Source organism: Aliivibrio sp. 1S128 (assembly GCF_001691065.1).
In the GTDB taxonomy this organism is placed as follows: domain Bacteria; phylum Pseudomonadota; class Gammaproteobacteria; order Enterobacterales; family Vibrionaceae; genus Aliivibrio.
This window is the reverse complement of record NZ_MAJV01000129.1, coordinates 22,202-48,280: the sequence shown is the minus strand read 5'-3', so window position 1 is coordinate 48,280 and position 26,079 is coordinate 22,202. Positions and strand designations below refer to the sequence as shown.

Genomic DNA, 26,079 nt, shown 5'->3' with positions numbered 1-26,079 from the left:
TTTGAGCATTGAACGTATTAAACAATCGGTTTTGACCGTACAAGAGTGGTGTTTAACACCATCACCTAAAGTGATGTTTGATCGTCAGTTAATCTGGATTGCCTTAGGTTTAATGTTAACTGGTCTTGTTATGGTAGGCTCAGCGTCTTTTCCTATTAGCACGCGTTTAACCGGACAACCATTTCATTTTATGATTCGACATATGTTGTTTGTTTTTTTTGCACTTGTCGTTTCCTCATTTGTATTACGTATAAAATTGGATAATTGGTTAAAATACAGTAGCCATTTATTGCTGATTTCTTTTTTGTTATTGGCTGCGGTATTAGTTGTAGGTAAATCTGTAAATGGAGCTGCACGTTGGCTACCGTTAGGTATTTTTAATTTACAACCAGCCGAAGTGGCTAAGCTTTCTTTATTTGTCTTTATCGCGGGTTATCTCGTTCGTCGTCATGGTGAAGTCAGGGATAGTTTTAAAGGGTTTGTTAAACCATTAGTTGTTCTCATCGGGCTTGCTTTCTTTTTATTAATGCAACCAGATTTAGGGACAACCATCGTAATGTTTGTAACTACGATTGGGATGTTATTTATTGCTGGTGCTAAGTTATGGCAATTTATTGCTTTAGTTATGAGTGGTATTTCCTTGGTTATTGTCCTAATCATTGCTGAACCTTACCGTATGCGCCGTATCACTTCTTTCTTAGACCCATGGCAAGACCCATTTGGTAGCGGTTATCAATTAACACAATCTTTAATGGCATTTGGTCGAGGCAGCTGGTTCGGAGAAGGGCTTGGTAATTCGATTCAAAAATTAGAATATTTGCCAGAAGCTCATACCGACTTTGTATTTGCGGTGGTGGCGGAAGAGTTAGGCTTTGTCGGCGTATCTTTAGTTCTTATTTTAATTTTTTCTTTAGTATTTAAAGCATTATTTATTGGTCGAAAGTGTTTACAGCATGATCAGAGATTTGGTGGCTTTTTAGCGTTTGGTATTGGTATCTGGTTTGCTTTTCAAACCTTAGTTAACGTTGGTGCCGCTGCGGGCATTGTCCCAACTAAAGGGCTGACATTACCTCTTATCAGTTATGGCGGTTCCAGTTTAATTATTATGTCTGTCGCAGTCTCCCTCCTCATTCGTATTGATCATGAATGTCGTGTCTTTTTAGAAAACGAGCCTCCACGGAGCGAAAATGAAGAACAAAAATAAACGTTTATTAGTGATGGCTGGTGGTACTGGCGGTCATGTATTTCCTGGATTAGCAGTAGCAAAACAGCTACAAAGTGAAGGATGGGAAATTCGCTGGTTAGGTACAGAAGATAGAATGGAAGCGGATTTAGTACCAAAGCATGGTATTGAAATCGACTTTATCAAAGTAAAAGGCTTACGTGGACAAGGCTTTAAAAAGTTGCTTGCTGCGCCGTTTCAAATATTGGGCGCGATCTCTCAAGCTAAAAAGCATATTAAAGCATGGCAGCCTGATGTTGTACTTGGTATGGGAGGGTACGTAAGTGGCCCTGGTGGTATTGCTGCTTGGTTATCCGGTATCCCTGTTGTGTTGCATGAACAAAATGCCGTTGCTGGCTTAACCAACCAGTGGTTATCTAAAATTGCTAAACGTGTATTTCAAGCGTTTCCGGGTGCTTTTCCAAATGCAGACGTCGTTGGTAATCCAGTAAGGGAAGATGTATGTCAATTACCTCATCCAAGCGAACGATTTGCTGAACGTAGCGGCCCTATTCGTGTATTAATCATGGGAGGTAGTCAAGGTGCCCGTATTCTTAATACGACCTTACCTGAAGCATTACCAAAACTGAGTCATGCTGTCGAGATCTGGCATCAAGCAGGTAAAGGAAATCAAGAAACAGTAAATGCCGCTTACCAAGAAAATGGTATTGCAAATGCCACAGTTACTGAGTTTATTGATGATGTTGCCGCAGCGTACGCTTGGGCTGATGTTCTAGTATGCCGCTCTGGTGCGCTAACTGTTTCAGAGGTTTCAGCTGCGGGTGTTGGTTCTGTATTTATTCCTTTTATGCATAAAGATCGTCAACAAGCATTAAATGCGGATCACCTTGTACAGTGTGGAGCAGCGCAAATGATTGAACAACAAGATTTAACTGTTCAGCGTTTGGTTGCTACACTTAATGGATTAGAACGAAAAGAATTATTAGAAATGGCAAGTAATGCTCGTAAAGCAGCCATTATTGATGCTGATGTACGTGTTGCCAATGCGATTAAAACCCTCGCAAGATAAACGAATTGAGATTTAGAATGATAAAAGATCAGAAACTGCAATTAGCTGAAATTAGAACCATGATCCCTGAAATGCGCCGAGTTGAATGCATTCACTTTGTTGGTATTGGCGGAGCTGGAATGAGTGGGATTGCTGAGGTCTTGCTAAATGAAGGCTATCATATTAGTGGGTCAGACTTGGCTGAGAATACAGTTACGGTTCGATTAGCCCAAAAAGGAGCAAACATCTTTTTTGGTCATCAAGCGAGTAATGTTGAGAAAGCAAGTGTAGTGGTTGTTTCAACGGCTATCGATCCAACAAACCCCGAGATTGTCGCTGCGAAAGAAAGTCGAATTCCGGTGATCCGTCGTGCAGAAATGCTGGCCGAGTTGATGCGCTATCGCCATGGTATTGCGGTTGCGGGAACTCATGGTAAAACAACAACAACAGCATTAACGACTCAAATATATTCAGAAGCGGGTTTAGATCCTACTTTTGTCAATGGCGGCTTAGTTAAGAATGCCGGAACTAATGCACGCTTAGGTTCAAGCCGTTTCCTTATTGCCGAAGCTGATGAAAGTGATGCGTCATTTTTACACCTTCAGCCAATGGTAAGTATTGTCACTAACATTGAAGCCGATCATATGGATACTTATGGCGGTGACTTTGAAGTGTTAAAACAAACTTTTATTGATTTTCTTCATAACCTGCCATTTTATGGTCAAGCTGTCATGTGTATTGATGATGATGTGGTAAGAGAGTTATTACCTCGAGTTAGTCGTCAAGTTATCACTTATGGCTTCTCAGATGATGCAGATGTACGCTTAATAAATTACCGTCAAATTGCTCAACAGAGTTTCTTTACAGTACAACGAAAAGACAGAACTGATTTAGATATTGTACTTAATATTCCTGGTAAACATAATGCCTTGAATGCGACGGCTGCAATAGCAGTAGCTACAGAAGAAGATGTTGAAGACAGTGCTATTCTTTCAGCGCTGCTTAACTTTGAAGGTGCTGGACGTCGTTTTGATCAACTAGGTGAATTTGACACTGGTAATGGTTTAGCGATGTTAGTAGACGATTATGGGCATCATCCAACAGAAGTGGATGTTACTATCCAAGCGGCGAGAGCTGGCTGGGCTGATAAGCGTTTAGTTATGATATTCCAACCTCACCGTTATAGCCGAACTCGTGATTTATATGATGATTTTGCAAATGTATTAGATAACGTTGACGTTCTAATCATGCTTGATGTTTATTCTGCAGGAGAAACGCCAATTGCAGGTGCTGATGGTAGGGCGTTATGCCGAACTATTCGTGGAAGAGGGAAAATAGATCCTATTTTTGTTCCTAGTATTGATGCGTTGCCACCAGTGTTAGCGAATATAATTCAAGAAGGTGACTTAATTCTGACTCAAGGTGCTGGTGATATTGGTAAACTAGCAAAACATCTTGCTTCCATGAAGTTAAATATCGAGACAATGAAAGAGTTTGGATAATTATTGTTTAATTAGTTAGAACTTCTAATAAAAAGACGAATTATGGGATAGAATCCTCATTGTATTAATAATATGCTATTAGAGATTGTGATAGAGGGTTTTTGCACCCTATAATTATTAGTAGAGTTTATTTTAGCATCATCATAAAGAGATTCTTTATATTGATGCTAGTTTTAGGACTATTGTGAAAAGAATATGATTAAAGATGGTCAAAATGAAGACATCATTTGATAAAGAAGAAATAAGAAAACACTTACCAGGTGCTCTTTTTCTTTTCTTAGTCGTGATCATTTCATTGTGGCTTGTAATTTCAACGGTAAGTTGGATGACTGATGAAGATCGATTACCTCTATCTCATATGATCATCCAGGGGCAATTAAAACATATTACTGCTGATGATATTCGTGAAGCAATTGATTCAATGGATTCCATTGGAACCTTCATGACTCAAGATGTGAATAAGCTGCAAAACGCTTTATTATCTTTGCCGTGGATTGCACAAGTATCAGTTAGAAAACAATGGCCAGAAACGATTAAAGTGTTCGTAGTTGAGCACAAGCCGGAAGCTACATGGAACAATCGAGTCATTGTTAATCCGGAAGGCATTGTTTTTAATGCACCGATGAGTGATTTAACTGAACAGAAACCAGCATTATTTGGTCCTGAAAGTGATAGCAAAGAAGTACTGGCTTTCTGGCATCAATTACAAAAGCAATTTGCACCATTGCATGTGAGCGTTCGCAGTGTTGCATTAACAGATCGTTTATCTTGGCAAGTTGTGTTGGATAGTGGTATTCGACTTGAGCTTGGACGAGATGCTAGAGAAGAAAGAATTGAACGATTTATTGCTTTATATAAGCAATTAGAAAATAAAAAGAATTCGATAGATTATATAGATCTTCGTTACGATACTGGCGCAGCTGTTGGGTGGAAGCCTGGCAATGTAGAAGATAAAGAAGAGAATTGACATGAGTAAAACGCCAGAAGGCAGTATTATTGTTGGTTTAGATATCGGTACAAACAAAGTGTCAGCATTAGTTGGCGAAGTTTTACCTGATGGCCAAGTGAGCGTTATTGGTTCTGCGTCGTGTCCCTCTCGAGGAATGGATAAAGGTGGAGTTAACGACCTTGAATCGGTAGTTAAATCGGTTCAAAGAGCGATAGATCAAGCCGAACTTATGGCTGAATGCACCATTACATCTGTATTTATTTCTTTATCAGGCAAGCATATTGCAAGCCAAATAGAGAAAGGAATGGGGTCTATTTCGGAAGAAGAAGTGACTCAAGATGACATGGACAGTGTTATTCATACTGCAAAATCAGTTAAAATTGGTGATGAGCAGCGAACATTGCATGTTATTCCACAAGAGTTTTCTATTGATGTACAAAAAGGTATTCGAAATCCAATCGGGTTATCGGGTATGAGAATGGAAGTCAGTGTTCACCTTATTACCTGCCATAATGATATGGCGCGAAATATTGTCAAAGCAGTTGAACGCTGTGGTTTAAAAGTTGAACATATCATTTTTTCTGGTTTGGCATCAAGTAATGCTGTTATTACAGAAGATGAAAGAGATCTTGGTGTGTGTGTTGTTGATATTGGTGCTGGAACAATGGATATCGCAATTTGGACTGACGGTTCTTTACGCCATGCCGAAGTTTTACCTTATGCTGGTAATGCGGTAACTAGTGATATTGCTTATGCTTTTGGTACGCCATTTAACGATGCTGAAAAATTAAAAGTAACATATGGTTGTGCTATTAGTGAACATATTAATCGTGATGAAACGGTTAATGTAGCTAGTGTTGGTGGTAGACCATCTAGAAGTTTGCAACGAAGAATGCTAGCAGAAGTTATCGAACCAAGGTATTCTGAACTGCTAGGCCTTGTAAATCAGCGAATTCTTGCAATTCAAGACAAGTTACGCGCTGAGGGAACAAAGCACCATCTTGCTGCCGGTATTGTTTTAACTGGTGGTGGAGCACAAATTGAAGGTTTGGCTGATTGCGCAGAGCGAGTTTTTCAAACTCAAGTTAGAATAGGCCAACCTTTAGAGGTGACAGGCCTGACAGATTACGTAAAAGAGCCTTCCCAAGCAACCGCTGTTGGGCTTTTGCATTATGGTAAAGAAAGTCAATTGCATGACGATGAAGATTATGTGCCAAGTAAGCACCAGTCTTTTACTACTGTAATGAAGAAATTTAAAAATTGGATACTAAAAGAGTTTTAACCTGAGCGAACAGGAAGGAACGGAGAGAACAGATGTTTGAGCCGATGATGGAAATGTCCGACGAAGCAGTAATTAAAGTAGTTGGTGTAGGTGGCGGTGGCGGTAATGCTATCGAGCACATGGTACGAGAGTCAATCGAAGGTGTTGAGTTCATTAGTGTTAACACTGATGCGCAAGCACTTCGAAAAACAAGTGTAAATACAGTGATTCAGATTGGTGGAGACATCACAAAAGGCTTAGGCGCAGGTGCAAACCCGCAAGTTGGTCGTGATGCTGCATTAGAAGATCGCGAAGCGATTAAAGAAGTATTATCTGGTGCCGATATGATATTTATCGCAGCCGGAATGGGTGGTGGTACTGGTACTGGTGCTGCTCCAATTATTGCTGAAATCGCAAAAGAACTAAATATTCTAACGGTTGCTGTTGTTACAAAACCATTTAGTTTTGAAGGTCGTAAGCGTCTTGCTTTTGCTGAGCAAGGTATTGAAGAGTTATCAAAACATGTTGACTCATTAATTACGATTCCAAACGAAAAACTATTAAAAGTACTTGGTCGTGGTATTACATTGTTAGAAGCATTTGCAAAAGCAAATGATGTTCTTCGTAATGCAGTTCAAGGTATTGCTGAATTGATTACTCGTCCAGGTATGATCAACGTCGATTTCGCCGATGTTCGTACTGTTATGTCTGAAATGGGACATGCAATGATGGGTAGTGGTATTGCGGTAGGTGAAGACCGAGCAGAGCAAGCCGCGGAAGAAGCGATTTCAAGTCCATTACTTGAAGATATTGATCTTGCTGGCGCTCGTGGTGTTCTTGTTAACATTACCGCTGGTCTTGATATGCGTCTTGATGAATTTGAAACCGTAGGTAATACAGTAAAAGCTTTTGCATCTGATAATGCAACGGTTGTTATTGGTACGTCACTTGATCCAGATATGACTGATGAAATTCGAGTAACGGTTGTTGCTACTGGTATCGGTACAGAAAAAAAACCTGAAATCACATTAGTGACTAATAAAGCGGCAACGTCAGCTCAGTCTACATCGACAGCGCAACCAGCAGTTCAGCAACCACAAGTAAAAACACCTGTAGTTGAACCTATGGTAGAAAAAACGACACAAAATGTGCAGGTAACTAAGCCAGCAACATCGCAAACATCAACGTCGCCAGCGGCAGGTGTTCAAAATGCAGGTGCTGCGCAAGTTAAACCAGATCAAAAAGAAGATTATTTAGATATTCCGGCGTTTTTACGACGTCAAGCTGACTAATTAAACATCAACCGATTTGGTTTTATAGAAAGTTGTGTGCTAGAATATTTAGACCAGTTCTAGAATTGGTTTGAAATCAAGCATATTTACAGTTGAGATGAGCATATGATCAGACAACGAACACTGAAAAGTATCGTACAAATGACAGGCGTGGGTTTACACTCAGGTCGAAAAGTCACGCTTACTCTTCGTCCAGCAGCGGCAAACACAGGTGTAATTTATCGTCGTACAGACCTTAATCCACCAGTCGATTTCCCAGCGGATCCAGAGTCAGTACGTGATACTGTTTTATGTACAGCGTTAGTTAATGATGAAGGCGTAAGAATCTCAACGGTTGAACACTTAAATGCTGCATTAGCGGGCATGGGCATCGATAACGTTGTTATTGAAGTCGATGCACCTGAAATTCCGATTATGGATGGCAGCGCTAGTCCCTTTGTTTATCTTTTACAATCTGCGGGTATTGAAGAGCTTAATACAGCGAAGAAATTCATTCGTATTAAGAAACCTGTTCGCATTGAAGATGGTGATAAATGGGCAGAAATTCGTCCTTATAACGGTTTTCGCTTAGATTTCACTATTGACTTCAATCACCCTGCGATTGAATCAGATGATCAAAGACTCGTGTTTGATTTTTCAAGCCAATCGTTTATCAAAGATATCTCACGAGCTCGTACTTTTGGGTTCATGCGTGATATTGAGTACTTACAATCACAAAACCTATGTTTAGGTGGTAGTTTTGATTGTGCCATAGTACTAGATGATTACCGAATTCTTAATGAAGACGGGTTACGTTTTGATAATGAATTTGTAACGCATAAAGTTCTTGATGCTGTTGGTGACCTTTATATGTGTGGTCACAGTATTTTGGGTGAACTAAGTGCTTATAAATCAGGTCATGCTCTGAATAATCAGTTACTTCGTGCAGTTCTTGCAGATCAAGAAGCATGGGAGTGGACAACTATTGAAGATGAAAAAGAAGCACCAGTTGCCTTTATGCAGCCAGGAATGGTTCTAGCCTAATACATCATCAAATTAAAAGCCAAGCAGTTGCTTGGCTTTTTTGTATCTATGATACCGCTATTTCTTATTGGCTAAAGCAGCCAAACTTTCTAATCGTTTTTTAAGTTTTGGTGACGCAGTTTCTGCAACCATTTCTAGAGCGCTGGCCGCGGCTGCTGATAACTCTCGTTTTGCTTGTTTTTCTGTTTTGTATATTGTTGGTTTTTCACCAACAAAAGATCGAGCAAGATCGGGGTTTATTTTAATTTCTAAATTGGATAAACCGGGTAAACCATGCTGACGAAAAGCAGATAATATCGCTAATCGTTCATAATTAATTCGAGTTGACCAGACACTACTAGACACTTCGATAACTAAAGATCCTTGACGATAATTTGCCACGCGGCAATGATCCTCACACCCCGCGGGTAATGAATCTTTTAAAACGCGCGATAGTTTAGATATGATAATCGCTTTTTCTTGGAGATCTTTAAAGCGAGTATTATTAAAAAAATCATTTGCCGGTTGTGGTCGATGGTCTCGCATCATTAGGAATTCTCATATATAGGGAGCTATTTCATAGACTAATACCAAAGAAAAAGTCATAAATGCCAATTAGATCTGAATTTTTCAGAATTGAAATCAAACTCTACGGATTTAGCTTAGGATTGCTTTACGTTATCGCTTATACTTTCCTAATTATTACTTATGATAGCTAGTAACACAACAATCAGAATTGGCCTTGAAAAATCAAAGTTGAATCCCCATAAGATAAGTATATAAAGAAGTATTTTTCTTAGAGCAATTCCTCTAGGTGATTGATTCACATTTTCAGATAAACCGATCAGAGATGGTCATAGAGATAAGAGAAGCAACGGAATTATGTTTTCTAAAATTCTAACAAAAGTTATCGGTAGCCGTAATGATCGTACATTACGTAAGCTACGTAAAATCGTAGATCAAATTAATAAACTCGAGCCACAATTTGAATCATTACAAGACGAAGAATTAAAAGCGAAAACAATTGAATTTCGCGCACGTCTAGATCAAGGTGAAGATTTAGATAGCTTATTACCAGAAGCATTTGCAACCGTACGTGAAGCATCTAAGCGTTTGTATGGTATGCGTCACTTTGATGTCCAAATGATTGGTGGCATGGTATTAAACGATAGCCAGATTGCAGAAATGCGAACAGGTGAAGGTAAAACCTTAACAGCAACATTACCGTGTTACTTAAATGCACTAACAGGTAAAGGTGTTCACGTAGTAACAGTGAATGATTACCTTGCAAAACGTGATGCTGAAACTAACCGTGAACTCTTTGAATTCTTAGGTATGACAGTTGGTATTAACGTACCTAATATGCCACCTCAAGAGAAAAAACAAGCGTATTTATGTGACATTTTATATGGCACAAATAACGAGTTTGGTTTCGATTACTTACGTGACAACATGGCTTTTCGTGCAGAAGATCGTGTTCAGCGTGAACGCTACTTTGCAGTAATCGATGAAGTGGATTCAATTTTAATCGATGAAGCTCGTACCCCTCTTATCATTTCAGGTCCTGCAGAAGATAGCTCTGAACTTTATACTCAAATTAACACATTGATCCCTCAGCTTATTAAGCAAGATGAAGAAGACAGTGAAGAGTATCGAGGCGAAGGTCACTACACATTAGATGAAAAAGGAAAGCAAACTCACTTGACTGAAAATGGTCAAGAGTTTGTAGAGCAACTATTAAAAGATGAAGGTTTAATGGAAGCAGATGATACTTTGTATTCTCCTGCTAATATCAGCTTACTTCATCATATCAATGCGGCATTACGTGCACACGTTTTGTTTGAAAAAGACGTAGATTATATTGTAAAAGACGATGAAGTTATTATCGTTGATGAACATACTGGTCGTACAATGCCAGGGCGTCGTTGGTCTGAAGGTTTACATCAAGCTGTTGAAGCAAAAGAAGGTGTAAAAATTCAGAATGAAAACCAAACATTAGCATCAATTACTTTCCAAAATTTCTTCCGTTTGTACGACAAACTGTCAGGAATGACAGGTACAGCCGATACAGAAGCATTTGAATTCCAATCTATTTATGGCTTAGATACGGTTGTTATTCCAACTAACCGCCCTATGACTCGTAATGATATGGGTGATTTAGTCTACATGACAGAAGTAGAGAAATTTGCAGCTATCATAGAAGATATCAAAGGGTGTTCTGAACGCGGTCAACCAGTACTTGTTGGTACGGTGTCTATCGAAAAATCAGAACTCCTTTCAGATGCACTGAAAAAAGCAAAGATTAAACACAATGTATTGAATGCTAAATTTCATGAAAAAGAAGCAGATATCGTTGCGAATGCAGGTACAACAAGTGCCGTCACTATTGCAACCAATATGGCTGGTCGTGGTACTGATATCGTTTTAGGTGGCAGCTGGCAAGCAGAGATCGCTAATTTAAACGATCCAACAGAAGCACAAATTCAAGACGCTAAAGCAAAGTGGAAAGAAGCTCACGATGCGGTTCTTGCTGCTGGTGGTCTTCATATTATTGGTACAGAGCGTCATGAATCACGTCGTATTGATAACCAATTACGTGGTCGTGCGGGTCGTCAAGGTGATGCAGGTTCTTCTCGATTCTACCTATCAATGGAAGATGCATTAATGCGTATCTTTGCTTCTGATCGTGTATCTAGCATGATGAAGAAATTAGGTATGGAAGAAGGTGAAGCAATTGAGCACCCTTGGGTAACAAAAGCGATAGAGAACGCACAACGTAAAGTTGAAGGTCGTAACTTTGATATTCGTAAGCAATTACTTGAGTACGATGATGTTGCTAATGACCAACGTAAAGTAGTTTATGAGCTGCGTGATGAGCTGATGAATGTTGATGATATCAGTGAAATGATCGCACATAACCGCCAAGATGTTCTTGAAGGTTTATTTGGTCAATACATACCAGCGCAATCTCTTGAAGAAATGTGGGATGTTGAAGGGTTAACAACACGTCTACGTGCTGATTTTGATTTGGATATTCCAATTCAAGAGTGGCTAGATAGCGACGATAAACTTCATGAAGATAACCTACGTGAAAAAGTGATTGAAACTGCGATTCAAGTTTATAAAGATAAAGAAGAGTCTGTTGGCGAATCGGTTCTGCGTAATTTTGAAAAAGCAGTCATGCTACAAACGCTTGATGGTTTGTGGAAAGAGCACTTAGCGGCGATGGATCATCTTCGTCAAGGTATTCATTTACGTGGCTATGCTCAGAAAAATCCAAAGCAAGAATATAAGCGTGAGTCTTTTGAGTTATTTGAAGGTCTGCTTGATACGTTGAAATTTGATGTTGTTTCAATTCTAAGTAAAGTTCGAGTTCAACAGCAAGAAGATGTTGAACGCATGGAAGAGCAACGTCGTCAACAAGCTGAAGCAATGGCTCGTCGTCAGCAACTACAGCATCAAGAGGCTGAAAGTCAGTTGGATGATGGTGAAACATCAGAAGATGGACATACTCCTGTTGTTCGTGATGAACGTAAGGTAGGACGAAATGAATCATGCCCATGTGGTTCAGGTAAGAAATACAAACAATGTCATGGTAAGATTTAATTAATTGATATTGAGTATTTATTAATAAAAAAACCGCTATTTTTAGCGGTTTTTTTATAGTTAACATTTTTCATAAAGAAAGGATATTAATGAAACGATTACATATTGTTGCTGCGGTAATTTTGAACCTAAAAAAGGACAAAATATTTATCACTAAACGTCCAGATAAAGCGCATAAAGGCGGTTTTTGGGAGTTCCCTGGTGGTAAAGTTGAAGAGGGAGAAAGTGCAGAGCAAGCTATAATCAGAGAATTAAATGAAGAAGTCGGAATTCTGTCTACTGAGTTAACTATCTTTGAATCGTTAAATTATGATTATCCAGAAAAATCCCTTTATTTTGATTTTTTTACGGTAACTAAATTTGAATCTGAACCGTATGGTAAAGAAGGGCAGCAGGGCTTATGGGTGCCGATTACGGATCTTAAACACTATTCATTTCCGGAAGCCAATATTCCGGTGCTAGAAAAAGTGATATTGTCTTTTTGTTAAACTTAAATGTATAAAAAAGCGATCGTTATGATCGCTTTTTTATTAGTATTGATCTTCAGACCAACCATCGGAATCTGACATGTCAGGGGCGCCAGGAATTGATTTTTCTTCATCTGCCCATTCGCCGAAATCTATCATTTGGCACTTTTTACTGCAAAATGGACGAAATTGACTTTCTTGATTCCATATTACTTCCGATTGGCAAGTTGGGCATTTAACGATGGTAGGCTTAGTATTATTTAATTCGGGCATATTTTCCTCAGCAGACAGCAAGTCTAAACTCAATGTCTTTTTCATAATTCTTATTGGTTTCGAAAGATATAAAGCGTAACGCAAAACGATTTTTATGCCCAGAGATCATTGGATAAACCCCGTTATCTACGGGGATTTCTAACCGGAGTAAATTGGAGTTCTCCATTTCACTTTGCATAAACCCATTACGTGCAATTTTTGGCTCAAAGCGTGCCGTTTCTCTTGTTAGCCTCAACCATAATGACAGTGCATCAGACAGCGAAAGTAGCTGTGACATCCAATGGTGAGTATTCCGACAGCGAGTTTCTAAAGGAAGGTGTAACCAGTGATGTAATGCAGGGAGATCAAAACAACAGTCGCCACCAGGGATAAAAAATCTCTGTTTTAAAGCGGATAAAAAACGGTCTTCTTTTAAAGAATGACCAGGGCGAGTGGTTTGCATTAAATTTTTATGAACTAGACTGATTTGATCTAAGACAGAAAGCAAAGCTGATTGGTCAACCCCTTCAATATTCATCCAAGAGCGGTACTGTAAACGAAGTTTTTCTAAATCTTTACCTAAATCAGCTTTAACTTGAATTTGCTCTAAAATATCAAGCATATTAAAAAGTGAGCTAAAGAATATTTGGTATTCAAAAGGTTGAGTTAGATCGGCTGAATGACCAAGCTTACGAAATAAAGATTCAATTCGTAAGTAAATTCGAGTCCTTTCATTTAAAGGATGTTCAAACTTTTGCATACTCAATCCATTCATAGTCGTTATTGATTCTCTTCATTTATCCATTATTGGACAATAGCAGATATTTATTATGTAGCAGAGATATTTCATTGTCTAAGTCACGAATATTGTGATCATTCTTAATAATGTCATCAGCAATGGCTAATCGTTCTGCTCGTGAAGCTTGTGAAGCTAGAATTGCCTTTACTTGTTCCTGATTTACTCTATCACGACTAACGGTTCGATTAATTTGAGTTTGCTCTAAAACATCAACAACAAGGACTCGATTTGCCAAATACTGTAGCTGATTTTCAACTAATAGCGGGACAACAAGTAATACGTAATCAGAGGTTGCTAACGAGAGTTGTCGTTGCATCTCTTCTCTAATTAAAGGATGAAGTACATCATTAGTCCATTTTTTTTCATGAGGATTTGAAAAAATACGTTGCCGTAGTTCGGTTCTATTTAGCTGTCCATTGTCTAATAAAATAGACTTTCCGAAATGATCGATGATTTGGTTTAACCCTACACTATTAGGCTCTACAACTTCACGGGCTATGATATCAGCGTCAACGAGGTCAATATTATGATTTTTATGAAAGGCATCGGCAACGGTGGTTTTTCCACTGCCAATACCTCCAGTGATAGCAATAACATAACTCATACTGGGAATCCTAAAATTGAAGTAAAGTACCAATGGCTGATTTCATTACCCCATAAAAGGCATATCCACCCTGCAATAGCGAGATAAGGCCCAAATGGGATCGCTTTATCAAATCCATTTTTTTGAGCTCGAAGCATTGCTATACCAATAATGGCCCCGACAACTGAAGATAATAAAACAAGCAAAGGAAGTTGTTGCCAACCCAACCAAGCACCAAGAGCGGCTAATAATTTGAAGTCACCATATCCCATGCCTTCTTTACCAGTGATAAGCTTAAAACCCCAGTAGATAGACCATAAGATAAGATAGCCTGCCATTGCCCCAATAACAGAATCAACTAAAGTGACTGAACTCCACCCAACTAACGCAAGGTATATACCCGTCCATAATAATGGGAGAGTAATTTGGTCAGGAAGCAGCATGGTATCAATATCAATAAAGGTAAGAGCAATCAGTACTAGAGTAAATAAAACCGCCGCGATAGCAAAATAAGAAAAAGGCAGGAAATAAGAAACGGTGAAACACATGGCACCCGATAATAGTTCAATTGCAGGGTATCTAAAGCTAATTGGATTACTACATTGACGACATTTCCCTTTTAATAAGATCCAGCTTATAACAGGGATGTTGTCGTAAAATTTAATTTGAGTATTGCATTTTGGACAGCGAGAACGTGGAACACTTAAGTTAAACGTTTCTTCTTTCTCTGGTGTCGGTGTTTTTGGTGCTAAATCAGGGAAACAGTCAATGCATTCTTTTTTCCATTCTTTTTCCATCATTATCGGTAAGCGATAAATAACGACATTAAGAAAGCTACCAACTAGCAAACCAAATAGAGTGGCAAAGAGTGGAAAAAGCCAAGGATAGTAATCAAAAACAGCCATGTAAGTGCATCCGATATCATTATAATTTAATACATTGATTTTATCAGAGTTCATCTAAAGGAAGTAGATAAGAGCAAGTATTTCCTAATGAAATAGAGTTAAGCCTATCCAATAACATTCATTAAGTTGAAAATAGGGAGATACATAGAGACTACAAGACCACCAATCATGACCCCTAAAAATAGAATAATAAAGGGTTCAAGAATTTTACCTAAATTATCGACGGTATTATCAACGTCATCTTCATAGACAAAAGCAATTTTATTAAGCATGTCATCTAATTGACCAGATTCTTCACCAATCATGACCATTTGTAATACCATCTCAGGGAAGGCTTGAGTGTGTCGCATAGCTAAATAAAGGGGCATGCCAGCCGCTGTATTTTGTTGTACAGATAGTATTGCTTCTTGGTAATAAAGATTACCAGCCGTTTTACTCGTGGTCTGTAAACTATGCAAAATAGGTAGCCCTGAACTAAAACTGGTGGCAAGCGTGCGGCTAAATTTAGCAATGGCGGCTTTAGAAAGTACCGATCCAATAATTGGTATCTGTAAGCTACGTCTATTAAGCATAAAACGGAATTGATAAGATTTTTGTTTTAGTAACTGTAAGGATAACGTAGTTAGTATTAACGTTAATAAAATCAAAAAACCGTAGTTTTGTAAAAAATGAGAAGCATTGACGACTTGCTGAGTAAACCAAGGAAGTTCAGCCCCAAACCCGTTAAAAATAGCTTCAAATTCAGGGATAACAAACATAAGCATTAAAACGGTAACCGCAATAGCGATAAAAAAAACCATCGTTGGGTAAATCATCGCTTTGACGACTTTTGCTCGTAATGCTTCACTTTTTTCTCTGTATTCTGCTAAGCGAGAAAATGCATGGGATAAACTGCCTGTTTCTTCCCCTGTTGCCACTAAATCAATATAAAAAGAATCAAAGAGTGAGCAACTGGTAGAGAGTGCTTTTGAAAGTTGAGTTCCAGCCTCAATAGATAAACATACTTGCTTAAGTATGGACTTCATTTCGGCTTTAATATTGTTTTCAGCGATGAGTTGTAATGATTGCACTATGGGTACACCTGCACCAAGCATAGTGGCTAATTGACGCGTAAAAAGGGTGATGTCTTTTCGTTTAACGGCATGCTTCATCTTTTCAAAGCTAGAAATCTTGCGCTTTTTAATTTTCTTTATTTGAATGCTTTGTTCATTAAGTTTTGCTCTTACTTCAACCTCACTAAGGGCAAGGAGTTTTCCTGATACTTTTTTTCCTGTGCTATTAATTCCACGCCATTGAAAATTGTGTAGGCTAAGCGTTTTTATTTTATTTTTTGGTTTTAGCATGAGGAGTCACTTACTTAAGAATTAGAAATAAAGAACCCGAGTGAGTTCTTGTAAGCTAGTCGTGCCATCTTCAAGACGTTTAATGCCAGAGGTGGCGAGATTGTCCATACCTTGTTTAATCGCAAGTTGTTCTATTTGTCTAACTGTCGCTCCTTTTAAAACAGCAACAGACAGTTCACGAGTAAAAGGCATCACTTCATAAATACCAATACGGCCCGAGTAACCATGAGTACACTCATTGCAGCCTTCAATCCGAGCCTTAAAAATCGGGTTTAATAAATCGATTCCGTATTGTTCTCTTGTTTCAACGCTAAGGTCATCTATTTCTTTACAATGAGGACAAAGCCTTCTCGCTAACCGTTGAGCAATAATTAAGCTAAGGGAAGAGGCAAGGTTAAAGTTTTCGATCCCCATGTTACCTAAGCGAACTACGGTTTCTGCTGCTGAGTTAGTATGGAGGGTTGAAAGCACTAAGTGTCCCGTTTGTGCCGCTTTTACCGCGATTTCTGCGGTTTCAAGATCTCGTATTTCTCCAACCATTACAATATCAGGATCTTGTCGTAGAAAAGAGCGCAGGGCATGGGCGAAAGTAAACCCGATTTTAGGGGCGACTTGTACTTGGTTTACCCCATTGAGGTTTATTTCTACTGGGTCTTCTGCGGTGGATATATTCTTTTCGGTGGTATTTAAAATATTTAGTCCGGAATAGAGAGACACTGTTTTGCCACTGCCTGTAGGGCCTGTCATTAAAATCATCCCTTGTGGGCGTTTTAAGGCATTAAGGTAAAGTTCTTTTTGTTTGTCGCTGTAGCCTAATTTATCAATATCTAAGCTGGCCGCGCTACTGTCTAATAAACGCAGAACAATTTTTTCTCCCCATAGAGTCGGAAGAGAGGAGACGCGCATATCTATTGATATTTCACTGTTCAGTTTTAGCTTAATTCGTCCATCTTGTGGTAAACGTCGCTCTGCGATATCTAGTTTAGCCATGATTTTTAAGCGGGCAGATAAGCGACGGCTTAAATGAGAAGAAGGTGAACTGTTTTCAACTAAGATCCCATCGCAACGAAAACGGACTCGATAGGTTTCTTCATAAGGTTCAAAGTGAATATCTGAGACGCCTTTTCGGACAGCCTCTAATAAAATTTGGTTAATAAAGCGGGTAACAGGCGCATCATCTTGGCTGAGGTCTTCGGTTGATGTCATTTCATCCAGCGATACGTCAACCAATAAAGCGAGTTCATCTTGAGTGATGTCTTTTCGATGTGATGAATCAGACGTTGAAATTGTACGCCCATAAAGCCGACGTACTGCCGCTTCTAATTGACCTTGATCAGCTAAAACGAGCGTGATCTGTTTTCCTGTTGTGAAGCGGAAATCATCTTCAATTTGTGCGATGCTTGGATCGCTGACAGCGAGTTGAATATTGCAACCATCGTTAGAAATAGGCAGCGCTTGATGTTTGGTGATGAGATCGCGCAATCCCAACTTCTGGCAACAATCGGCATAGTCATATTGGGTGATATTAATAACATCCAACCCAAATATTTGAGCCAAATGGCTTACGAGTTCGTCTGGGCTGAAAATATGCTCAGCTAAAAGCGCAGAAGGCACGGTGTGTGCCCCTGATTGTACGTGTTCGATAATGGTATTTTCTTGCGCCGAACTGATCAGTTCAGCTTGACGCAAGATTGAAGCTAGGTTGGTGTGCATTTATTATATTGTGCCTTCACAACCAGGAATAGATAAGTCTTTTATGTTATAACCACATTCCCATCTCCCTGAGTCTTCACGAGTAATTGTTGCTGTTGAACCACTAACCGCTCCATCTGTGAATGTTATTGTTATTGCTTTTTTAGTAGCGTCTAAAGTTACATTGCCTATACTTGAGTTGACAATGCCAATTGCTCCTGATGTCGCAGGGAAAGCGTTGTTGGTTGCCATATAATCTTCAACATTCGTTTTTAATGCCGATAATGTTGCGATACCAGAAGCAACAGCTCCTTTTTTAGCAAAATCTTGATATTTAGGAATAGCAATGGCAGACAACACTCCAATCACCGCAACTACAATCATTAATTCAATTAAGGTAAAGCCTTTCTGTCCTTGACGTTGTTTCATTTTTCTCTCCAAGATGAATCAGGCTGATTCATGTTTTATTTGATATGTAAAATAATAAATCGAATAAAATAAGAGTGTTGAGAGAAAAAGGTAAGGTTCGAGTGGGTCAGCACTTTCATTATGTTGGTTATGAAACAAGTAAAATGAAATATGATAAAACTCGCAATATGGCGTTTGTAAATTGATGCTAGATCGCAATTCTCACTTTAGAAACAAGCGGTTAAATGATATGTATCATAATAGATATCTGTGGTGCAATTCAAAGACTACGGGTGTTGTTTATGTTCAGGTTTAAACAAAAAGAGCCAGCCATATGGCTAGCTCTTGGTAGAACGAGGTAAGAATGCTTTACTTAAAACGCATTGATAGGTCCATTGCTTTAAGATGTTTAGTTAATGCACCTACAGAGATGTAATCAACCCCCGTTTCTGCAAACTCTGCAATCGTATCTAAAGTCACATTACCAGAATTTTCTAATGCCGCACGGCCGGCGTTTAATTTAACTGCTTCACGCATCATGTCGGTAGTGAAGTTATCTAACATAATGATATCAGCACCTGCATCAATCGCTTGTTGCAGCTCTTCTAAGCTTTCTGTTTCTACTTCAACGGGTTTATTTGGGTTTAGTTTTTTCGCTGTAGAAATGGCTTTTTCAATACCGCCACAGGCGATGATGTGATTTTCTTTAATTAAATACGCGTCAAACACACCAATACGGTGATTGAAACCACCACCACACGCGACGGCGTATTTTAGCGCGCTACGTAAACCAGGGATTGTTTTACGAGTATCAAGTAAGCGGCATTGTGTATGTGCAATTTTTTCAGCATACGTTGCTGTGATGGTAGAACAACCAGATAACGTTTGAATAAAGTTCATCGCATTGCGCTCACCCGTTAACAACGTGCGAGCAGGGCCAGTTAAGGTACAAAGTGTTTGGTTTGGCTCTACTTTGTCTCCATCTTCTACGTGCCATTCGATAGAAACGGTGCCACCGAGTTGTTTAAAGACTTCATTGGCCCACATTTTTCCACAAAACACCCCATGTTCACGCGTGATGATAGTTGCAACAGATTGAGTTTCTTCTGCGATTAAGCTTGCGGTAATGTCCGTACTTACATCGAGAGTTCCACCTAAATCTTCACGTAACGTATCTGAAACGGCACGAGTAATTTCGGTCGGAAGCTGTTGTTTTAAATATTCAAGACGAGAGGCGCTGTCATGGGTTTTGATCATGGTGAGGTCCATTGAATTATTTGAAATAGGGTTATGGCCACAATAATACTCGCGCTAGAGCAGAATTTCATCATAAGATATACGTAAGTTGCCCAAGTTACTTTAATTCATAGAGGAATAGACGATGAAATTCACTTTATCAACAGAACATTGGCTTAATGAAGCAAAGCACGTGGTGTCGCCATTTTATGATGATCGTCCTGATGATAAAGATATTTCCTTACTTGTGGTGCATAACATCAGTTTACCGCCGGGGCAATTTGGTGGCCCTTATATTGAACAGTTATTTACGGGCACATTAAATCCTGATGAACATCCATTCTTTAAGGTGGTCCACCAATTTCGAGTATCTGCTCATTGCTTAATTCGACGCGATGGCTCAGTTGTGCAGTTTGTTCCTTTCAATGCAAGAGCTTGGCATGCTGGTGCATCATCATTTGCAGGGCGTGAACGATGTAACGATTACAGCATTGGTATTGAGTTGGAAGGGACTGATTTTACAGCTTATACTCAAAAACAATATGATAGCTTGTCTGTTGTAACAAACGTGCTACAAGACGCGTACCCATTGATAGTCGATGAACGAATTACAGGGCATCAATATATAGCCCCCCTAAGAAAGACAGATCCGGGGTTGTCATTTCATTGGGAAAAGTACCATAAGTTAAGGAAATAGAAGAGGTTAGCTTTAAATGGTAAGTTCTTTTATTTCGTGTTTCCTCTCGTTCTTATTTAAAATTAAGGCACAATTGGTAATACCAATTGTGCCTTTTGTGTTTTCGTATTGTTAATTAACAATGTAAATCAACTCTGTTCTATGATTCAAATCAACTTTTATCTAGACAAATTCCCTTTTTTAATGATAAATTGCACCTCAAATAAAATTGGTAATACCAATTATTTAAAGTGACTAATGACTCACGGTAATGTGAGAAGTAATCAACTTAAATTAGGTTGAGCTACGATGACATATCAAAGGATACGTCAGCCAAAGCTGTCCGATGTAATCGAGCAAGAGCTTGAACGGCTGATTTTAGAAGGAACCCTTTCTCCTGGGCAACAATTACCAGCAGAAAGAGAGTTAGCAAAACAGTTTGATGTTTCTCGCCCTTCGGTACGGGAAGCCATACAGCGTTTAGAGGCAAAGCACTTATTAACTCGCCGCCAAGGTGGTGGAACGTTTGTTAATAAAGGTTTGTGGCAAAGTTTTTCAGAGCCGTTGTTAGATTTACTAGCAACTCACCCTGAAACGCAGTTTGATTTACTTGAATCACGCCATGCGTTAGAAGGCATATCGGCCTATTACGCCGCCTTACGTGGTAATGAAGAAGATTTTAAACGGATTAAAGAGTCACATAAATTAATCCAACAAGCGCAACAAGATGGTGATTTACAAGCAGAAGCGTCTGCGGTTATGCACTGTCTTATTACGGTCACGGAATCTGCTCATAATGTGGTATTACTTCACATGGTGAGAAGCCTAGAACCCTTGCTTGAACAAAATGTATTACAAAACTTTACCTTATTAAACCGTCGTGAAGCGGTGGTTGAAAAGGTGAGAGCACATAGAGCAGAAATAGTAGAAGCGATAGTGTCAGGAAAGCCTGAAGAGGCTCGTTTGGCATCTCATTCTCATCTTGCTTATATTGAAGAAACATTGTTGGAATTGACAAAAGAAGAGAGCCGCCGAGAGTGCTCACTTCGTCGAATTCAACAAAGTAATGATATGAATTAACCTGATTCATTTCATTGTTACCCTATTTGAACCAACAAATAAAAGGATAGCTCGCATGTCTGACATGAAGCATGACGTTGATGCACTAGAAACTCAAGATTGGTTAGAAGCTCTTGAGTCAGTTGTACGTGAAGAGGGTGTTGAACGCGCCCAGTATCTATTAGAGCAAGTTCTTGATAAAGCTCGTTTAGATGGTGTTGATATGGCTACAGGTATCAATACTAACTACATCAATACCATCCCAGCTACGCAAGAACCTGCGTACCCAGGTGATGTTACTCTTGAGCGTCGTATCCGTTCAATTATTCGTTGGAACGCTATCATGATCGTTCTACGTGCTTCTAAGAAAGATTTGGATCTAGGTGGCCACATGGCGTCTTACCAATCTGCAGCAGCATTCTACGAAGTCTGTTTCAACCATTTCTTCCGTGCTCCAAATGAGACGGATGGTGGTGACTTAGTTTATTACCAAGGTCATATCTCTCCAGGTATCTACTCTCGTGCTTTCGTTGAAGGTCGTTTAACAGAAGAGCAACTAGATAACTTCCGTCAAGAAGTTGATGGTAAAGGTATTCCTTCTTACCCACACCCTAAACTGATGCCTGAATTCTGGCAGTTCCCAACTGTATCTATGGGTCTTGGTCCTATTTCTGCTATCTATCAAGCGCGCTTCCTTAAGTACCTTGAAGGCCGTGGCATGAAAGAGACTGGCGCTCAGCGTGTATACGCTTTCCTAGGTGATGGTGAGATGGATGAGCCAGAATCACGCGGTGCGATCTCTTTCGCTGCTCGTGAAAAACTGGACAACCTATGTTTCCTAATTAACTGTAACCTACAGCGTCTAGATGGCCCTGTTATGGGTAACGGTAGCATCATTCAAGAACTAGAAGGTCTATTTAAAGGCGCTGGCTGGAATGTTGTTAAAGTTATTTGGGGCAGCAACTGGGATTCACTACTTGCTAAAGACACGACGGGTAAACTTCTTCAGTTAATGAATGAAACTATCGACGGTGATTACCAAACATTCAAATCTAAAGATGGCGCTTACGTACGTGAGAACTTCTTTGGTAAATACCCAGAGACTGCAGCACTTGTTGCTGATATGACTGATGACGAAATCTTCGCTCTTAAGCGTGGTGGTCATGATTCATCTAAACTGTTCGCTGCATTTAACAATGCAAAAGAAACTGGCGGTAAGCCAACAGTTATCCTAGCTAAAACCGTTAAAGGTTACGGCATGGGCGATGCAGCTGAAGGTAAGAACATTGCACACGGTGTTAAGAAAATGGACATGACTCATGTTCAACACCTGCGTGATCGCTTAGGCCTAGAAGACATTCTTTCAGATGAGAAGATCAAAACGCTTCCTTATCTTACATTGGAAGAAGGTTCTGCTGAGTATAACTACTTACACGCTCGTCGTAATGCACTACACGGTTACACACCTAAGCGTCTGCCTAAGTTCACTCAAGAATTTAAAGTCCCAGAACTAGATGCATTCTCTCCTCTATTAGGTGAGCAGAAGCGTGATATTTCTACCACAATGGCTTACGTGCGTATTCTTAATATCTTATTAAAAGATAAGAATATCGGTAAGAACATCGTACCTATCATCTGTGATGAAGCGCGTACGTTTGGTATGGAAGGTCTGTTCCGTCAAGTTGGTATCTACAACCCACACGGTCAAGATTATACACCTGAAGATAAGGGCATTGTTTCTTACTATAAAGAAGCTAAGTCAGGTCAAGTTCTTCAGGAAGGTATCAACGAACTAGGTTCAATGGCGTCTTGGGTTGCTGCTGCAACATCATACAGCACCAACGATCTACCAATGATCCCATTCTACATTTACTACTCAATGTTCGGTTTCCAACGTATTGGTGACATGGCATGGTTAGCGGGTGACCAACAAGCTCGTGGTTTCCTATTAGGAGCTACTGCTGGTCGTACAACGCTAAACGGTGAAGGTCTACAACACGAAGATGGTCACTCTCACATCATGGCAAACACAGTTCCTAACTGTATTTCTTATGATCCAACGTTTGCTTACGAGCTGGCGGTAATCATGCAAGACGGTATTAACCGTATGTATGGTGAGAACCAAGAGAACATTTATTACTACCTAACAGTAATGAATGAAAACTACGCAATGCCAGCAATGCCAGAAGGCGCTGAAGAAGGCATCCGTAAAGGTATCTACAAGCTTGAGTCTTACGCTGGTGAGAAAGCTAAAGTTCAGTTAATGAGCTCTGGTACTATCATGAACGAAGCACGTAAAGCAGCTCAAATTTTGAGTGAAGAGTACGGCGTAGCATCTGATGTTTTCGCAGTGACTTCTTTCAATGAGTTAACTCGTGACGGCCAAGCGGTAGAGCGTGACAACATGCTTCACCCAGAAGCGGAAACAAAAGTACCTTACATTACTACAGTTCTTGGTAACGAACCTGCAATCGCAGTAACGGACTACATGAAGAACTACGCTGAGCAAGTACGTGCATTCGTTCCTGCTGAGTCTTATAAAGTTCTGGGTACTGATGGCTTTGGTCGTTCAGACAGCCGTGAGAACTTACGTCGTCACTTCGAAGTTAACGCAGGCTACGTTGTAGTTGCTGCTCTAGCTGAACTTGTGAAACGTGGTGATATTGAGAAATCTGTAGTTGCAGAAGCAATTGCTAAATTCAATATTGATACTGAAAAAACTAACCCGCTATACGCATAAGGTAGAAAACAATGACAATCGAAATTAATGTACCTGACATCGGTGCAGATGAGGTTGAAGTAACTGAGATTCTAGTTAAGGTCGGTGACCGAGTTGAAGAAGAGCAGTCACTGATCACTGTTGAAGGCGACAAAGCTTCAATGGAAGTTCCTGCGTCTCAAGCGGGTATAGTTAAAGAAATTAAAATTTCTGAAGGCGATTCAGTAACAACGGGTTCTCTAATTATGATCTTTGAAGCAGAGGGCGCTGCGGCACCTGCTGCTCCAGTAGTTGAGGCGGCTCCAGTAGCTGCTCCTGCTGCGGCATCTGTTGCTGAGCTTAAAGAAGTTCACGTTCCAGATATCGGCGGTGATGAAGTTGAAGTAACTGAAATCATGGTAGCGGTTGGCGATACAGTAGAAGAAGAGCAATCTCTTTTAACTGTTGAAGGCGACAAAGCTTCAATGGAAGTTCCTGCACCATTCGCTGGTACAGTTAAAGAAATCAAAATCGCTTCTGGTGATTCAGTGTCAACTGGCTCTTTAGTGATGATCTTTGAAGTTGCAGGCTCTGCTCCAGTAGCGGCTCCTCAAGCGGCAGCAGCACCAGTTGCAGCGGCTCCAGCAGTCTCTGCTGAGAAAGAAGTAAACGTTCCAGATATCGGCGGTGATGAAGTTGAAGTAACTGAAATCATGGTTGCTGTTGGCGATACAGTAGAAGAAGAGCAATCTCTAATTACTGTTGAAGGCGACAAAGCCTCAATGGAAGTTCCTGCTCCTTTTGCTGGTACTATCAAAGAGATTAAGATTGCAGCTGGCGATAAAGTATCAACTGGCTCTCTAATCATGACATTTGTTGTTGAAGGCGCGGCACCAGTTGCTGCACAAGCGACAGCAACACCAGTTGCACAAGCAGCTCCTGCACCAGTTGCAGCGGCTTCTGCTCCAGCAGCTACAGGTGAATTTGAAGCAAACAACGAATACGCACACGCGTCTCCAGTTGTTCGCCGTCTTGCTCGTGAGTTTGGTGTAAACCTTGCCAAAGTTAAAGGTACTGGCCGTAAAGACCGTATCTTAAAAGAAGATGTTCAAAGCTTTGTTAAAGATGCACTTAAGCGTCTTGAATCTGGTGCTGCTGCATCAGGTAAAGGCGGTGACGGTTCTGCTCTTGGTTTACTTCCATGGCCAAAAATTGATTTCAGCAAGTTTGGTGAAACAGAAGTTAAGAAACTTTCTAAGATTAAGAAAATTTCTGGTGCTAACCTGCACCGTAACTGGGTAATGATCCCGCACGTTACACAGTGGGATAACGCTGATATCACAGAGCTAGAAGCATTCCGTAAAGAGCAGAATGCAATCGAAGCGAAAAATGATACTGGTATGAAGATCACGCCACTTGTGTTCATCATGAAAGCCGTTGCGAAAGCACTTGAAGCATTCCCATCGTTTAACTCTTCTTTATCTGATGATGGCGAAAGCATCATCCTTAAGAAGTACGTAAACGTAGGTATCGCCGTTGATACGCCAAACGGTCTTGTTGTTCCTGTCTTTAAAGACGTGAACAAAAAAGGCATTTACGAGCTATCTGAAGAGCTAATGGCTATTTCTAAGAAAGCACGTGCTGGTAAATTAATGGCTTCTGATATGCAAGGTGGTTGTTTCACAATCTCAAGCCTTGGCGGTATCGGTGGTACAGCATTTACACCAATCGTAAATGCACCAGAAGTAGGTATCCTAGGGGTATCTAAATCTGAAATTAAACCAGTTTGGAATGGCAAAGAGTTCGCTCCACGCCTACAGCTTCCTCTGTCTCTATCTTACGATCACCGTGTGATTGATGGTGCAGAAGGCGCTCGTTTCATTACTTTCCTAAACAGTGCATTATCAGACATTCGTCGCTTAGTACTGTAATTAGCGGTAATTGAAATAAACAATAAGGTGGCAAATAAGCCACCTTATTGCTTCATAAACTGAAGGTTAACTTCAGTTTTTAGAATTAAATACAATTTGCAGATCTTAATACTTTTCATAGGAAGTGTATTAACCTGAATTGTTGTCTAGCTCACAGGCTAACCCCATCTTGCTTTCACACTGTTAA

General features: G+C 39.9%; 22 protein-coding genes. 13 read left to right on the top strand and 9 right to left on the bottom strand.

What is annotated here, in order from left to right:
* Position 1 precedes the first annotated feature (1 nt).
* From ftsW to lpxC, 7 genes are all read left to right on the top strand, one after another.
* Entirely contained in the window at positions 2-1,204 is a 1,203-nt protein-coding gene (gene ftsW / locus A6E03_RS17755; RefSeq protein ID WP_065591367.1) for a cell division protein FtsW, read from the top strand.
* A complete protein-coding gene (gene murG, locus A6E03_RS17750) occupies positions 1,188-2,252 on the top strand; it encodes an undecaprenyldiphospho-muramoylpentapeptide beta-N-acetylglucosaminyltransferase (protein ID WP_065601420.1) in 1,065 nt (354 codons plus the stop codon). Before ftsW ends, murG begins: the two co-directional genes overlap by 17 nt.
* A 17-nt stretch (positions 2,253-2,269) precedes the next feature.
* Complete coding sequence (gene murC / locus A6E03_RS17745; RefSeq protein WP_065591365.1) at positions 2,270-3,733, top strand: UDP-N-acetylmuramate--L-alanine ligase; 1,464 nt, start codon at positions 2,270-2,272, stop codon at positions 3,731-3,733.
* A 214-nt stretch (positions 3,734-3,947) separates the two neighbouring features.
* A complete protein-coding gene (locus A6E03_RS17740) occupies positions 3,948-4,700 on the top strand; it encodes a cell division protein FtsQ/DivIB (RefSeq protein WP_065591364.1) in 753 nt (250 codons plus the stop codon).
* A gap of 1 nt (position 4,701) precedes the next feature.
* Positions 4,702-5,964 carry a cell division protein FtsA gene (ftsA, locus tag A6E03_RS17735; protein ID WP_065591363.1) on the top strand — a complete coding sequence of 421 codons (1,263 nt, stop codon included), beginning with the start codon at positions 4,702-4,704 and terminating at the stop codon, positions 5,962-5,964.
* 32 nt (positions 5,965-5,996) lie between these two features.
* Positions 5,997-7,235 (top strand): cell division protein FtsZ, encoded by a 1,239-nt coding sequence (ftsZ, locus tag A6E03_RS17730; RefSeq protein WP_065591362.1) that lies wholly within the window; start codon positions 5,997-5,999, stop codon positions 7,233-7,235.
* Positions 7,236-7,340: 105 nt separating this feature from the next.
* Positions 7,341-8,258: a UDP-3-O-acyl-N-acetylglucosamine deacetylase gene (gene lpxC / locus A6E03_RS17725; protein ID WP_065591361.1), complete on the top strand. Its 918-nt coding sequence runs from the start codon at positions 7,341-7,343 to the stop codon at positions 8,256-8,258.
* A gap of 57 nt (positions 8,259-8,315) precedes the next feature.
* Here the strand turns inward: lpxC and A6E03_RS17720 are convergent, their stop codons facing one another.
* Complete coding sequence (locus A6E03_RS17720) at positions 8,316-8,786, bottom strand: DUF721 domain-containing protein (RefSeq protein ID WP_255310663.1); 471 nt, start codon at positions 8,784-8,786, stop codon at positions 8,316-8,318.
* Positions 8,787-9,119: 333 nt separating this feature from the next.
* Between A6E03_RS17720 and secA the strand changes: the two genes are divergently transcribed.
* Positions 9,120-11,843 (top strand): preprotein translocase subunit SecA, encoded by a 2,724-nt coding sequence (secA, locus tag A6E03_RS17715; RefSeq protein ID WP_065591360.1) that lies wholly within the window; start codon positions 9,120-9,122, stop codon positions 11,841-11,843.
* Positions 11,844-11,932: 89 nt separating this feature from the next.
* Positions 11,933-12,331 carry an 8-oxo-dGTP diphosphatase MutT gene (gene mutT, locus A6E03_RS17710; RefSeq protein WP_065601419.1) on the top strand — a complete coding sequence of 133 codons (399 nt, stop codon included), beginning with the start codon at positions 11,933-11,935 and terminating at the stop codon, positions 12,329-12,331.
* Positions 12,332-12,373: 42 nt separating this feature from the next.
* Here the strand turns inward: mutT and yacG are convergent, their stop codons facing one another.
* The 8 genes from yacG to nadC all read right to left on the bottom strand — a co-directional run bounded on the left by yacG (position 12,374) and on the right by nadC (position 19,549).
* Complete coding sequence (gene yacG / locus A6E03_RS17705) at positions 12,374-12,583, bottom strand: DNA gyrase inhibitor YacG (protein ID WP_065591358.1); 210 nt, start codon at positions 12,581-12,583, stop codon at positions 12,374-12,376.
* A gap of 7 nt (positions 12,584-12,590) precedes the next feature.
* Positions 12,591-13,337, bottom strand: coding sequence for a cell division protein ZapD (gene zapD / locus A6E03_RS17700; RefSeq protein ID WP_065591357.1), 747 nt, complete (start codon positions 13,335-13,337; stop codon positions 12,591-12,593).
* A gap of 22 nt (positions 13,338-13,359) precedes the next feature.
* Complete coding sequence (gene coaE / locus A6E03_RS17695; protein ID WP_065601418.1) at positions 13,360-13,965, bottom strand: dephospho-CoA kinase; 606 nt, start codon at positions 13,963-13,965, stop codon at positions 13,360-13,362.
* On the bottom strand, positions 13,962-14,849 hold the full coding sequence (locus tag A6E03_RS17690) for an A24 family peptidase (protein WP_065591393.1): 888 nt from the start codon (positions 14,847-14,849) through the stop codon (positions 13,962-13,964). Before A6E03_RS17690 ends, coaE begins: the two co-directional genes overlap by 4 nt.
* A 104-nt stretch (positions 14,850-14,953) precedes the next feature.
* Positions 14,954-16,192 carry a type II secretion system F family protein gene (locus tag A6E03_RS17685; protein WP_065601417.1) on the bottom strand — a complete coding sequence of 413 codons (1,239 nt, stop codon included), beginning with the start codon at positions 16,190-16,192 and terminating at the stop codon, positions 14,954-14,956.
* Positions 16,193-16,213: 21 nt separating this feature from the next.
* Complete coding sequence (gene pilB, locus A6E03_RS17680; RefSeq protein WP_065601416.1) at positions 16,214-17,905, bottom strand: type IV-A pilus assembly ATPase PilB; 1,692 nt, start codon at positions 17,903-17,905, stop codon at positions 16,214-16,216.
* Between the two features lie 3 nt (positions 17,906-17,908).
* Positions 17,909-18,313, bottom strand: a complete 405-nt coding sequence (locus tag A6E03_RS17675) for a pilin (protein WP_065601415.1) — start codon at positions 18,311-18,313, stop codon at positions 17,909-17,911.
* 348 nt (positions 18,314-18,661) lie between these two features.
* Positions 18,662-19,549: a carboxylating nicotinate-nucleotide diphosphorylase gene (gene nadC, locus A6E03_RS17670; protein ID WP_065591353.1), complete on the bottom strand. Its 888-nt coding sequence runs from the start codon at positions 19,547-19,549 to the stop codon at positions 18,662-18,664.
* A 124-nt stretch (positions 19,550-19,673) separates the two neighbouring features.
* Between nadC and ampD the strand changes: the two genes are divergently transcribed.
* From ampD to aceF, 4 genes are all read left to right on the top strand, one after another.
* Positions 19,674-20,225 carry a 1,6-anhydro-N-acetylmuramyl-L-alanine amidase AmpD gene (gene ampD, locus A6E03_RS17665; RefSeq protein ID WP_065601414.1) on the top strand — a complete coding sequence of 184 codons (552 nt, stop codon included), beginning with the start codon at positions 19,674-19,676 and terminating at the stop codon, positions 20,223-20,225.
* Positions 20,226-20,513: 288 nt separating this feature from the next.
* A complete protein-coding gene (pdhR, locus tag A6E03_RS17660; RefSeq protein WP_065591351.1) occupies positions 20,514-21,284 on the top strand; it encodes a pyruvate dehydrogenase complex transcriptional repressor PdhR in 771 nt (256 codons plus the stop codon).
* 55 nt (positions 21,285-21,339) lie between these two features.
* Positions 21,340-24,003 (top strand): pyruvate dehydrogenase (acetyl-transferring), homodimeric type, encoded by a 2,664-nt coding sequence (gene aceE / locus A6E03_RS17655; RefSeq protein ID WP_065591350.1) that lies wholly within the window; start codon positions 21,340-21,342, stop codon positions 24,001-24,003.
* Positions 24,004-24,014: 11 nt separating this feature from the next.
* Positions 24,015-25,892 carry a pyruvate dehydrogenase complex dihydrolipoyllysine-residue acetyltransferase gene (gene aceF / locus A6E03_RS17650; protein ID WP_065601413.1) on the top strand — a complete coding sequence of 626 codons (1,878 nt, stop codon included), beginning with the start codon at positions 24,015-24,017 and terminating at the stop codon, positions 25,890-25,892.
* Positions 25,893-26,079 lie beyond the last annotated feature (187 nt).